Source organism: Bacillus sp. CZDM1 (genome assembly GCF_055502545.1).
The window spans coordinates 56,617-68,706 of the sequence record NZ_JBUESO010000010.1 but is presented as its reverse complement, the minus strand read 5'-3'; the positions used below and the strand labels follow the sequence as shown (position 1 = coordinate 68,706).

17 protein-coding genes and 2 pseudogenes are annotated in these 12,090 nt (G+C 35.2%); 2 read left to right on the top strand and 17 right to left on the bottom strand.

Going from position 1 to position 12,090, the window contains the following annotated elements:
- Nucleotides 1–115 precede the first annotated feature (115 nt).
- The gene (locus ACY3XC_RS21230; RefSeq protein ID WP_464870310.1) at nt 116–604 is read right to left on the bottom strand and encodes a cytochrome c-type biogenesis protein CcmH; all 489 of its coding nucleotides are present in this window, start codon (nt 602–604) and stop codon (nt 116–118) included.
- A 428-nt stretch (nt 605–1,032) separates the two neighbouring features.
- On the opposite strand from ACY3XC_RS21230, the pseudogene ACY3XC_RS21225 reads away from it, so the two are divergent.
- Nucleotides 1,033–1,347: pseudogene (locus ACY3XC_RS21225) on the top strand (redoxin domain-containing protein); the annotation flags it as partial.
- Between the two features lie 38 nt (nt 1,348–1,385).
- Nucleotides 1,386–1,757: a rhodanese-like domain-containing protein gene (locus ACY3XC_RS21220; RefSeq protein WP_464870309.1), complete on the top strand. Its 372-nt coding sequence runs from the start codon at nt 1,386–1,388 to the stop codon at nt 1,755–1,757.
- A 97-nt stretch (nt 1,758–1,854) separates the two neighbouring features.
- Here the strand turns inward: ACY3XC_RS21220 and ACY3XC_RS21215 are convergent, their stop codons facing one another.
- The 16 genes and pseudogenes from ACY3XC_RS21215 to ACY3XC_RS21140 form a co-directional block, all read right to left on the bottom strand.
- Entirely contained in the window at nt 1,855–2,466 is a 612-nt protein-coding gene (locus ACY3XC_RS21215) for a DUF2680 domain-containing protein (RefSeq protein ID WP_464870308.1), read from the bottom strand.
- Between the two features lie 917 nt (nt 2,467–3,383).
- Nucleotides 3,384–4,160 (bottom strand): sulfite exporter TauE/SafE family protein, encoded by a 777-nt coding sequence (locus tag ACY3XC_RS21210; RefSeq protein ID WP_464870307.1) that lies wholly within the window; start codon nt 4,158–4,160, stop codon nt 3,384–3,386.
- Between the two features lie 50 nt (nt 4,161–4,210).
- Nucleotides 4,211–4,438 carry a sulfurtransferase TusA family protein gene (locus ACY3XC_RS21205; protein WP_289340629.1) on the bottom strand — a complete coding sequence of 76 codons (228 nt, stop codon included), beginning with the start codon at nt 4,436–4,438 and terminating at the stop codon, nt 4,211–4,213.
- A gap of 31 nt (nt 4,439–4,469) precedes the next feature.
- Nucleotides 4,470–5,598: pseudogene (locus ACY3XC_RS21200) on the bottom strand (MBL fold metallo-hydrolase); the annotation flags it as partial.
- A 47-nt stretch (nt 5,599–5,645) separates the two neighbouring features.
- Complete coding sequence (locus tag ACY3XC_RS21195; RefSeq protein WP_464870306.1) at nt 5,646–6,044, bottom strand: DsrE/DsrF/DrsH-like family protein; 399 nt, start codon at nt 6,042–6,044, stop codon at nt 5,646–5,648.
- A gap of 12 nt (nt 6,045–6,056) precedes the next feature.
- Nucleotides 6,057–6,290 carry a glutaredoxin family protein gene (locus tag ACY3XC_RS21190; protein WP_464870305.1) on the bottom strand — a complete coding sequence of 78 codons (234 nt, stop codon included), beginning with the start codon at nt 6,288–6,290 and terminating at the stop codon, nt 6,057–6,059.
- A gap of 20 nt (nt 6,291–6,310) precedes the next feature.
- The gene (locus tag ACY3XC_RS21185) at nt 6,311–6,877 is read right to left on the bottom strand and encodes a rhodanese-like domain-containing protein (protein ID WP_464870304.1); all 567 of its coding nucleotides are present in this window, start codon (nt 6,875–6,877) and stop codon (nt 6,311–6,313) included.
- 53 nt (nt 6,878–6,930) lie between these two features.
- Nucleotides 6,931–7,227, bottom strand: a complete 297-nt coding sequence (locus ACY3XC_RS21180) for a rhodanese-like domain-containing protein (protein ID WP_464870303.1) — start codon at nt 7,225–7,227, stop codon at nt 6,931–6,933.
- Nucleotides 7,228–7,251: 24 nt separating this feature from the next.
- Nucleotides 7,252–7,614 carry a rhodanese-like domain-containing protein gene (locus tag ACY3XC_RS21175; protein WP_464870302.1) on the bottom strand — a complete coding sequence of 121 codons (363 nt, stop codon included), beginning with the start codon at nt 7,612–7,614 and terminating at the stop codon, nt 7,252–7,254.
- Nucleotides 7,615–7,660: 46 nt separating this feature from the next.
- Nucleotides 7,661–8,140 (bottom strand): DsrE/DsrF/DrsH-like family protein, encoded by a 480-nt coding sequence (locus ACY3XC_RS21170; RefSeq protein WP_464870301.1) that lies wholly within the window; start codon nt 8,138–8,140, stop codon nt 7,661–7,663.
- 120 nt (nt 8,141–8,260) lie between these two features.
- A complete protein-coding gene (locus ACY3XC_RS21165) occupies nt 8,261–8,524 on the bottom strand; it encodes a metal-sensitive transcriptional regulator (protein WP_464870300.1) in 264 nt (87 codons plus the stop codon).
- Between the two features lie 13 nt (nt 8,525–8,537).
- On the bottom strand, nt 8,538–8,906 hold the full coding sequence (locus ACY3XC_RS21160; protein ID WP_464870299.1) for a rhodanese-like domain-containing protein: 369 nt from the start codon (nt 8,904–8,906) through the stop codon (nt 8,538–8,540).
- Nucleotides 8,907–9,086: 180 nt separating this feature from the next.
- Nucleotides 9,087–9,470, bottom strand: a complete 384-nt coding sequence (locus ACY3XC_RS21155; protein WP_464870298.1) for a DUF302 domain-containing protein — start codon at nt 9,468–9,470, stop codon at nt 9,087–9,089.
- Nucleotides 9,471–9,867: 397 nt separating this feature from the next.
- Nucleotides 9,868–11,004, bottom strand: coding sequence for an MBL fold metallo-hydrolase (locus ACY3XC_RS21150; RefSeq protein ID WP_464870297.1), 1,137 nt, complete (start codon nt 11,002–11,004; stop codon nt 9,868–9,870).
- A gap of 36 nt (nt 11,005–11,040) precedes the next feature.
- Nucleotides 11,041–11,430 (bottom strand): DsrE/DsrF/DrsH-like family protein, encoded by a 390-nt coding sequence (locus ACY3XC_RS21145; protein WP_464870295.1) that lies wholly within the window; start codon nt 11,428–11,430, stop codon nt 11,041–11,043.
- A gap of 19 nt (nt 11,431–11,449) precedes the next feature.
- A complete protein-coding gene (locus tag ACY3XC_RS21140) occupies nt 11,450–12,022 on the bottom strand; it encodes a sulfurtransferase TusA family protein (RefSeq protein ID WP_464870294.1) in 573 nt (190 codons plus the stop codon).
- Nucleotides 12,023–12,090: the final 68 nt, after the last annotated feature.

The following is a 12,090-nucleotide window of genomic DNA, read 5'->3' as shown; positions in this document are numbered from 1 at the left end:
CTCCACGCCTAATTTTTGTAAATCTATTAAGGTTCTATACGTATGCCTTTAATATAGGATAAAAATCATGGATGTATGAAGTTCATATCCTACAAATTGAAAGTCTCCCAGTTTTCTATAAAAATTTCTTTCGCTCCTCTTCAATTATAGATTCATAAATATCATCCATTCCAGAATCACTGAAATTCCCCTCATCAGTAGAGACCGTTTGATTCTTTTTCCACTTCCCTATCACAAAAAATAAAATAATTAAGACTAAAGTTATTAATAGGAAAGGGGTGATCCAAAGACTTAGATTGAACCCTTTTACTGGGGGAGCATTTAATGCTTCTACCCCTAGTTCTTTTTCGTAGTAATCAAGAATTTCCTTTTTTGACATTCCTTTTGTAAAAAACATCTCTGCCACTTCTTCATAATACAACTGTTTCACATCGCAGTTAGATAAGTCATCATTACTATGTCCATCCATATAGAGCATATCAACAGTGGCCATAAACTCACGATTTGTATAATCATAATTTTTTTCTGATACTTGTTCGTCTGCATAAACTTTAATAGTTCCAAAAAGAGCAAGCAGGCTAAAAATTACTAAAATACGCTTCACTGATTGAACACCTCCTTAAAAAATACTAAAAACACATATACCCCCTATAGTATAAATCAAAGATCGCTAGTTGCTAAGATAGAAGAGTGAAGTTTTTATGACAAAGTGCATCTACATGATACCTAGGAAGTTTTTCCTGTAGAAAGTTTGTTTTTTATTCATAAATAACTGAAAAACGCAATTACCCCATAAGGTATAATTAGTACAACGATTAAAGAAAGGAGGTACCTTTACGATGTATAAAAAGAAACATTTTCATTCTTATCCTTTCCTTAATGATGTTAGTTATCATAGGGGCTGGATGTACTCCTAGTGAGGAGAAGAGTGCCTTAAAAGATGAACAAGGAAATTCGGTAATCTTGGATAATAAGGAAAAACCAACATTAGTCTTTTTCTTCACAGGAATTGGCTGAGACTACTGTAAATCGCAGCTGGTCGAGCTGCAGAAAAATATTAATCTTTTTGGTAGTTTTCCTGGTGATATTTACGCTTTAAGTGCAGATCCCGTAGAGAAGCATAAAGAGTTAAAAACTGAATTAGGTCTTGAGTTTCCTATCTTATCCGATAAATATCTAAAATTGATTGAAGAAGCAGGTCTTAAGGACCCAAGTGAACCAAAATCATTAAGAGGATTCGCTATTTTGAATAGTAAAGGTGAAATTATTGGGGCCCAACAATTAGATCCTTTTGGGGAAGAACTATCCAATATTATTTCATATGCTGTTGAAAAAGTAAGTTATTAATAATGAGCTTAGAGTATTTATTCCAAGATGGTTATAAAATGAATCGAGTATTTCACTTATTAGTTATTTTACTAGTATTAGTCCTTACAGCATGTGGAATTAGTTCCGAAGGATATCGAAATGTATCTTCAGAGGAAGCAAAGCAACTCATTGATAACAAGGAAGTAGTTGTATTGGATGTTCGAACCCCTGAAGAGTATGAAGAGGGCCATATCCCTAATTCACTTTTGTTACCAGTACAAGAATTGGAGTCTAGATTGAATGAATTAGGAAAAGACGAACACTATCTAGTGGTTTGCCGCAGCGGAAATCGTTCTATTCAAGCTAGTGAAATACTAATAAATAATAAATTCTCAAATATCTATAATATGACAGGCGGTATGAATAACTGGCCTTATGAAATTGAGTAATCCGGCTATTATATGAAAAAGCAGTGGGAAGATTGATCCCCACTGCTTTTATTTTGTAATAAATTTTCTCAATGAACCCGTTAAATAACCTAGCCTATTAAAGGTCTGCACCTATTTCGGTTTGGGATTGTTGAGTTTCGGAGCTAGCGCTACATCCACCTTCTTGACCTATACCCATTCCACGGCCATTCATTGGTCCCATTTTATCCATTTCGATTGCTTGTTCCATCATTGCTTCCATATTTTGCAACATATTGTCCATTTGATTTTGTGTAAGCTCTCCAGCTTTCACAAGCTGAGATAAATCATTTTTTCTAGACTCTAATATTACCTTTACCAGGTCTTTAACCTTAACATCTTTTTCATCAGCTATGTCGGCGACAGATTTCCCCTCCATAAGTGAATCCTGAAATTCAGTTATAGTCATACCAAGTTCCTTAGAAATCACCTCTTTCATCGAACTCATCATTTCACCCATCATACCCATGCCACTTCTAGTTCCCATAGCTTGTCCGTCCTTCGGGCAAGCAAAATCCGTTTCTTCTTGTTGAGGGTTTTCTTTCTCATTGGTAGTTTGAACAAACGACAAATTGTTGTTTTTCTGTTGTTGGTTTACTGTTGCTAACGACTTATCATTTGGTGCAAACATTGCTCCCAAAGAAAACACTCCTACAAGAACACCTGCTGACAATAAATAATTCCATTTCATAAAAACATCTCCTTTATTGGATTAAGTATTACAAGTATCTGCTGAACCTATCGTGAAAAAAGGTAATCCCTGATACTTTATATACCCCCTATAGTATATAATAAATACCCTATTGTTTTTAGATTAAAGATTGACAGTTTCATGACAAAGTACAAACATAACTGGCGGTTTGAATAACTGGCCGAATGAAATTGAGCAATAATATAAAAAAGCAGTGGGAATGAGAATTCCCCACTGCTTTTTATTTTGTAAAAATCTATTTTATACCTTTAGTACGACAAATTGTCCGCCACCGAATAAGGACTTGGTATAATCAATCTTTGCATTATTAAAATAAACCTTATCTCTTTCGTTCACTAAAAACCTAATGCCACTTTCTTCTGTGATTTCATCACTTTCTAAAGCCGACTCTTCCAGAGCCAGACGTAACTGAGGGCCGCCTCAGCCAATGCCCATTGATAAACGAATAAGGGGTTTATTCTCCTCGTTAATAAGGTCTTTTATTTCTTTCGTTATTGCAGCTATTGCAGCATGTGTAATTTTAATCAATTGTTTTACCTCCCTAACAATGACAAATATACCGTCATATATATTAATTTCATCTACTGGTCCAATTTTAATTTATAGTATATCTATCCAATTTTTCGCAGATGTTCTGTTTTTAGCATTTTTTCCTTTACTTCCTTAGCATAATGATATCAGCTAAAAGCTTTATAAATAAGGTAAATAGCTCCTACCAGGAGCCATACTAAGGTTCCAGGTCATATAGGAATGGGTTGTTTAACCTTTTTTCCATCACCTGAAACGTTTGGTGCTCTAATCCCTCAGAAACCTGTTGTTGTGCAATCAGTGTTTTCTTTGAATTCTTTAGACATTGAAATCCTCCATTTTGTAGTGTATAGCAAACATGCAAAAAACTATAAAATATCCATCCAAATTTTTATTGCTGTTGCTAAAATTAATAAAGCTAATACCACTTGTAGTATCTTGGTGTTTATCTTCTTACCAGCCATTGCACCTAATGGTGAGGCAATTAAACTGGCAATAATCATAATTACAGAAGGTAAAAATTCTACTTGTCCAGTGGTTATTTTCCCAACAGTAGCACCAATTGAAGATAGAAACGTTATAGCCAAAGAAGAAGCAATCGTCATACGTGTTGGTATTTTTAATACAACGAGCATGATTGGAACTAATAAGAACGCTCCTGCTGCTCCAACGATTCCGGAACCAATTCCAACAATTAATGCTAGCGATGCTGCCAGCCATTTATTAAACTTCACTTGATCTAATGGGATATCGTCAACTCCCTTTTTCGGAACAAACATCATGACAGCCGCTATTAATGCTAATATCCCATAAACTAAATTAATTCCGCTCTCTGACATTAACCTTGAACCAAAACCGCCAACAAAACTACCAACTAAAATGCTTGCTCCCATATATCCAATTAGGGTTTTATTTAAATAGCCACCTTTACGGTACGCCCAAACACCACCGATTGTTGCAAAAAACACCTGAACAGCACTTATCCCTGATACTTCGTGTGCACTAAATGCTGCTAAACCAAATAAAGGTGGAATATATAAAAGCATCGGATATTTAATAATTGAACCGCCTATTCCTAACATTCCAGATATATATGAACCAATAAAACCAATTAAGAAAATAGTAATAATAAAGCCAATATCCATGGAACTGCCTCCCCCTTAAAGAAAGGGAACCCGAATCGGTTCCCTATTTCTTAACCTTTTTTTATCCAGAACTTCAAAACGTCGTTCTCCACTTCGTGTTTCACTACCTCGTGACCGCCTGATTTTGCCCATGCCGCAAGGTCATTTTTTGCTCCTTTATCCGTAGCGTGGATCTCTAAAACTTGGCCGCTTTCTAATTCATTCATTGCCTTTTTTGTCTTTACGATTGGCATTGGACATGCTAACCCTTTTGCATCTAAAACTTTATTTGCTTCCATTTCTTTTGCCTCCTAATATTTGTTGTAGTTTTTATCGAACTGCACAGCGATTTGGTCCGATTTCCATTTCACGTTGCTTTTCTTCATCAGGATTGATTTTTCCCATATTCGTTTCTCGGATTTCTTGATACGCATTTGGTTGTGGTGGTAAGTTTTCCGTTACCAATTTTCTGAACTCATTTTCGTCTTCAATATTCAAGCCATGGTTCTTAGCATATAATGTTCCCAATTTTTCTGAAACACTACCATCTTCATTTAGTTCATCAATAATCATAAAGTGAGCAGGAAGAACAACTAAGTCCTCAGACAGTTCTCTATAGCGTTTATATAGACTTTCTCTTAAATCCCCTACCCAATCCTGAGCTAAGCCAGCTAAATCTGGTCTTCCGATCGAGTCAATGAACAAGATGTCACCTGAAAGTAAAAACTTTTCATCTACAATAAATGAAGTAGACCCAATGGTATGGCCAGGAGAATATAAGGCATGAATATTAATTTTTACATTTCCAATTTCCACAAGATTTCCATCTTCTAATGGTTGGTAGGCAAATGTAACTTCTGTTGCATCTTTTGGAGGAAGCCAATACGTTGCGCCTGTCTTTTCTGCAATGTTTCTTCCACCGGAGATGTGGTCCGCATGTAAGTGTGTGTCAAAAACATGAGTAATTTTTGCACCGATACTGTCAGCAAAGTCAAGATAGATATCCGTCATCCGAGTGGCATCAATAATAGCGGTCTCGCCGTTTGACACAACCATGTAAGATAAACATCCTTTACCAATACGTACAAACTGATAAATTTCGCCACCATCTTTCAATTTCCCGACTTTTACAGGTTCTAAATGCTCACTCCAAGCTTTCATACCTCCCTTTAGGTAAGAAACAGTACGCCCTTCATCAGAGAGCATTTCAGCCACCATAATCGATGACCCTTCCTTCGCACACACTACCAAAATTTCTTTATCAGATGGAATCTTATCCATAATACCTTCAACACCATCTAGCAATTCAAAATAAGGGATGTTAAAATAATCGAAGTTTTCTCCTTCAATTTTCCAATCCTGAAAGTCACTCTCATTTCGAACATCTAGAATAAATAATTCTTCTTTATTAATTACTTTTTTCGTGACATCTTTTGCGGTCATTACATTTACAGTCATTCTATTTTACCCCCTGCGGTATGTTTTGTTTTAAAAAAATATACTCATTTAAAATGTCAATGTGATATCAGCATTTTTAGCGAAATCTAAGAATGTAACAGCTCCGCCTACCTCAATTCCATCAACAAATGCTTCTTTTTCTAATCCCATAACATCCATTGTCATTTGGCAGCCTATGAATTTAACACCCATTTCTTGCGCCATTTCAGCTAATTCTGGAATGGTTGGAACATTCGCGTTCGCAAAGCCTTCTGCCAAATGTTCTTTCCCTTCCGGCATTGGAAGTTGTTTGTTTGCATTTTTATGAATTAAATTTAAACCTTCAAATGTAAAGAAAATCGCTACTTCTTGGTCAGTTGCTGCTGCTGCAGTTGCAATATTAAACACTTTGTATGCATCAAATAATCCACCGTTACTTGCTATAATTGCTACCCTATTATTATTCATGATTACATCCCCCTAGTTTCTTAGTGCCATCAAAATACTATCTGGATCAAATCCGATAACCCAATTTCCATTTGCATTTGTTTGGGGTACACCCATTTGTCCAGTTTGCTTCACAAGTTGTTGCATAATTTCTGGTTTTTTTTCAACATTCACTTCATTAAAAGTGATGTTCTGACTTGATAAAAAGTTCTTTAACATAACACAATATGGGCAACGTGTCGTTGTGTAAACAGTGATTGTATTCATTAGTGAAACCTCCTAATTATTCAAGCAAGTTGTTTTCCAGTCCATTGACTCATCCCTGGTACTACGTTAATAACTTTAGTAAATCCCTTTTCTACTAACTTTTGTGCCGCAAGGTCACTACGGTTTCCTGTTCGGCAAACAACAAAAATTTCTTTTTCTTTATCTAATTCGCCTAGACGTTGCTCTAGTTCACCCAAAGGAATAGAGATAGAATTAGGTATATGATTAAACGCGTATTCTGCAGTTTCCCTAACATCAAGTACAGTAATATTTTCACTTGCTTCAAGTTTCTTTTCGAGTTCGTCATTATTAATGATATTGGGATGTTTTCTTTCGATTGATTCTTCACCAGATGACTTTCTTATATAATGCTTTAATACTTCTCCATCCTCCAACGTGCCTAAATAATGATGACCTGTACTTTCAGACCAGGCCTTAATATCAGCTTTGGATCCCTTATCTGTTGCTTGGACTTCCAATATTTGACCAGCCTCTAATACACTCATTGTCTTCTTTGTTTTAACAATTGGCATTGGACATGCTAATCCCTTTGCGTCTAAAACTACGTTTGCTTTCATGTTATCCATTTAATATCCTCCTATTTTTATACCTGTATAGGTATTATTGTGGTTAAAAAAATTTATTCTACTTTCCCTTCCCAGGACATCATTCCGCCTGTCATATTAATCACATTAAATCCTTGATACTCAAGAAATTGTGATGCCTGACCACTTCTAGCTCCAGACCGGCAAACCATGATATATTCTTTTGATTTATCTAATTCATGCATACGGAACTCCAATAATCCTAAGCGAATATTTACAGCACCAGGTATCTTTCCACCTGCTACCTCATCTACTTCACGAACATCAATAATATTTAATTCTTTTCCTTCATTTAGTAATTGTTCAACTTCCTTTGCAGTTATTGCTTTCATTTTATAATCCTCCTATTTTTTCTTTTATGACCAAGCATTCATGCCGCCTTTTACGTTTGTTACTTTCGTATAACCTAATTTTTTTAATATCTTACTTGCTTGCCCGCTTCTCATACCACTTTGACAAATAACAATGACTTCTTTATCTTTCGCAAGTTCTTTCTCCGCTTTTTGTGCAAGTAGATTGAGTGGAATATTCTTAAATTCTCTAATGTGTTTTCCTTTAAATTCTCCAGGTGTTCTTACATCTATAAATAATTTACTTTTATCCTTTAGTTCATTTTTTAATTCTGCAGTTGAAATATTTCGTACTCCTTTAGTTGGCATAAAACGATATAAAATAAATAATATGAAAAGTGCAATGAATACATAATTTATATAATCCATGTCTAGTACCTCCTATAGTGAGGGGAAAGATAATTCCCCCTATAAATTAAATGAACAGATTGACATTACCATCTTCAGCTTCTGCTAAATATGCTGCAACTCCTGCATATTCGATATTATCTAAAAGCTCTTCTTTTTGAAGACCTAGTAAATCCATCGTCATAGTACATGCTATTAATTTTACATCCTGCTCTTGAGCCATCTCGATTAGTTGAGGAAGGGGAAGTGCATTGTGTTTCTTCATTACCTTCTTAATCAGCTTTGGTCCAAAACCTGCAAAATTCATTCTTGAAAGTCCCATGTTATCAGCGCCTCTAGGCATCATTTTTGCAAACATTTTCTCCAAAAATCCCTTTTCAACAGCAATACTTTCATCTTTTCGTAGCGCATTTAGTCCCCAGAAAGTGTGAAAGATTGTCACCTCATGATCATAGGCTGCTGCACCATTAGCAATAATATAAGCTGCCATTGCTTTATCATAATCACCGCTCAATAAGACGATTGTTGTTTTTTTCTTCTCTGTCATTTTTATGACCTCCTATATATTAATTACCTAGATGGGTATTTGTTTTAACAAAAAAATTATTTTACCTTTACCCCTATGGGTATAATGTTAATAAAAATAAAAGAGGGTGTCAACCCTTTTTTATCGACTTCTTACCAAGAGGTTTACAGCTTCTTTCACTAAATCTTCAGCACTTCTCTCATTCGTTTCATCTGCTTTTCGAACACATTCCACTAAATTCGAACTTACAATTACCCCTATTGTTCGATCTATCGCTGTCCTAGCTGCGGATAACTGAGTAATAACATCTTTACAATCCTTATCTTCTTCCATTAATCGTAAGATTCCTCTTAGCTGCCCCTCGATACGTTTCACCCTATTTTTTATTTGATCATTATAGTCCATAACTCTTACCTCCTTAACAGTTAACTTTTACTTCTAAATGGCTTTCCTCTAATTTATTAGTTACAAATGAATATCCAACAACTCGATATCCCTTCTGTCTTAAAACACGAGCTCCAACATTTTTTTCAAGTAAACTTGATACAACTAAATGCAAATCTATAAGTGGAATCTCATTAATATTCCTTTTAAGATAACCTAAAGGAATATTCAATGAACCTTCTATTGGATTCTTGTAAGATTCATTATAATCTCTTATATCGAGAATTTTCACTTTAGACGAATCAAGATCTCCTATTTGATAATATTTTACACCCAAAACCGGAAAATATCTTTTATATAGTATAGCTAGTATTACTATTGAAGCTAATATTATATATATCATTTAAGCCTCCTACAAAGAAACAAATTTCAATGACACGCTTAATAATATACCCCTACAGGTATAATGTCAACAGTTTATTTAAAAGTTTTTCGAATAAAAGACCGCTGTTACCAGCGGCCAATAAGTAATACAAAGTTTTCTTGATATAACAACCATTATACTTACCAATGTATTTAACCTTCATATACTATTGTTTAATACATTAATCAGCCTATCCTCAATATCTTTAGCAAATAATTTCATTTTCTCATCATTCAGTAAGCTAATTAGCGCAGTTGGTTTTGGCATTCCTATTTTCGTTTTACCTTCATGTTCAAATACCACAATTTTACATGGCAAGAAATATCCTGCCATTTCATTCTGATTCAATACTCTTTGGGCCTCTACGGGATTACATACTTCAAGCACTTTGAATTCCTTTGAAAACTCCAACCCTTTTTCTTGCAGCTTTTCTTTGATATCAAACATCCATAGAACTCCGAACTTTTCTTGTTTTAATCTTTCTTCTAGATTATGTATGGCATCATCAATAGTTTTATCAGTTATAACAGTATAATCGAACATTTTATTCTTCCCTTCAATATAATGAATTAGCTTTATTATCAAATCCCCTATTGTATTTTTCTGTATTTACCATTATAATCCCTATTAAATACATAGGAATTAAAGGATAAGGGAGAATCTGTTATGAGCCTTTGGAAACTTCTTTTTTTTGAAAAATGTCCACATTGCCAGAAGACTTTAGAAACGAATAAATCCAATATTTATAAAGGAATTATCATAAAATCATGCCCTGCACTACATTTTCAGAAGGAATACCATCCCGCTTTAGAAATGTATGTTGAAAGTGATAAAGTTTCTTAATATTAAGAAAGCCATTTCCAGACTAACTCGCCAATTAAAAAAGGAAAGGTAACTGTGACAGCTACCCCTCACAATTGATAAGCCATATTTAATCCTTCTATCTGACAGCGCAACGATTTGGGCCAATTTCCATTTCCCGTTGCTGTTCCTCATCCGGGGTTATTTTCCCCATGTTTGTTTCTCGAATTTCTTGATAGGAATTTGGTTGTGGTGGTAAGTTTTCAGTAACCGTTCTTCTAAATTCATTTTCATCCTGAATATTTAATCCATGATTTTTTTGATACAGCTCACCAAGTTTATCGGAAATACTTCCATCTTCATTCATTTCATTAATCCCCATATAATGAGCCGGCAGTACCAATAAATCATCTGCCAATTCTTTGTAACGGTTATATAATGTATTTCTTAAATCCCCTACCCAATCTTCTGCCTTTCCTGCCAAGTCTGGGCGACCAATGGAATCAATAAATAGGATATCTCCTGTTAACAAATATTGTTCATCAATTACAAATGAGGTACTTCCGATTGTATGTCCAGGAGAATAGACTGCTTTAATGGATGTATTGCCTACTTTATATTCGTCACCGTCATGTATTTGTTGATAACTAAAGGTTACTTCAGCAGCATCTTTTGGGGGAAGGAAATAAGATGCACCCAATTTATCCGCCAATTTTCTTCCTCCAGAGATGTGGTCCGCATGTAAATGAGTATCCAGTACATGCGTTAATTTAATATTGTTCTCTTTAATAAATGTTTCGTAAGGTTCGAGCATACGATTGGTATCAATCATGGCACCTTCGCCATTGGATTCTATGAGGTAGGATAGACAGCCTTTCCCAATACGGACAAATTGGTAAATAGCTCCCCCATTTTTTAATTCACCAATCTTTACAGGCTCTAAATGTTCACTCCAAGCCTTCATACCACCTTCAACGGAGTAGACATCTGTAAACCCTTCTTCAGCAATTTGTTGAGCAACGAACTCTGAGGAACCACCTTTTGCACATATTACATAGATTTCTTTGTTCTTTGGCAACCTGTCTAAAATCGAGTCTACTCCTTCTAATAAATCAAAGTATGGTGTATTAATGATTTGAATATTTTTTCCTTCGATTTTCCAGTCGTCAAAATCGTCCGTATTTCGAGCATCAAGGATGAAGAGATCTTCATGATTTAGAACCTTCCTAGCCAATTCCTTAACAGTTATGGTTTTAATTGCTGTTGCTGTCTCCAAGCCTTTCCCTCCTTTTTTGTAAAAGTCTTTTAATTGTTAAAATGTTAAGGTTACGTCTGCTTCTTTAGCAAATGTTAAAAATGTAACAGCTCCTCCAACATCTATGCCTTCGATAAAATGTTCTTTTTCTAAGCTCATAACATCCATAGTCATTTGACATGCAATCATTTTGACACCCATTTCACTTGCCATACCAACTAATTCTTCCACAGGAGGCACATTAGCCTTTTTAAACCCTTCTTGATAATGTTCTGTACCTACAGGCATAGGTAAATTTTTATGTGCTTCTTTATGAATTAGGTTTAATCCCTCAAAAGTAAAAAATATTCCCACTTCTGCATCCGTGGCTGCCGCTGCTGTTGCAATATTGAAGACTTTATACGCATCAAACATGCCGCCATTCGCGGCAATAATTGCGACTCTCATGATATTAACCTCCTTGAATTTAGTGTTTCGTTTCAACAGGTCCTGTCCAATCCTTCATTCCAGGAACCACATTTTTTACGTTATTAATGCCTTTTTCTGTTAGTTTTTGAGCTGCAAAGTCACTTCGGTTTCCTGTTCTACATATTACATGTAGATTTTCAGTGTTTTGTATTTCCTCAAACCGATGCTCCAATTCCCCAAGAGGTATATTTATGGAACCAGGAATATGACCAAAAGCATATTCAGCTGGTTCTCTAACATCAAGAACAGTAATTTTCTCATTTCCATCTAATTTTTTTAGAAGGTCATCTAAACTAACCACATCAGGGTGTTTTGTTTCTGTTTTTTCTTCTTCTGCACTAGCTTTACGAAGATAATGTTTTAAAATATTGCTATCCTCTACTGTACCTAAATATTGGTTGCCTGTGCTTTGTGCCCAAGCTCTTAAATCAGCAGTTGATCCTTTGTCTGTCGCTTGTATTTCTATTACTTGCCCTGGTTCAAGGCTAGTCATTTCTTTTTTAGTTTTAACAATAGGCATCGGACATGCTAAACCTTTAGCATCCAACACCCTATTAACAGTAACTTCCATCTATTTCCCTCCTTTCTCGTTTATTATCACCTTTTGTCGTCAATATCCCGCCTGCCATATTTTTTCTT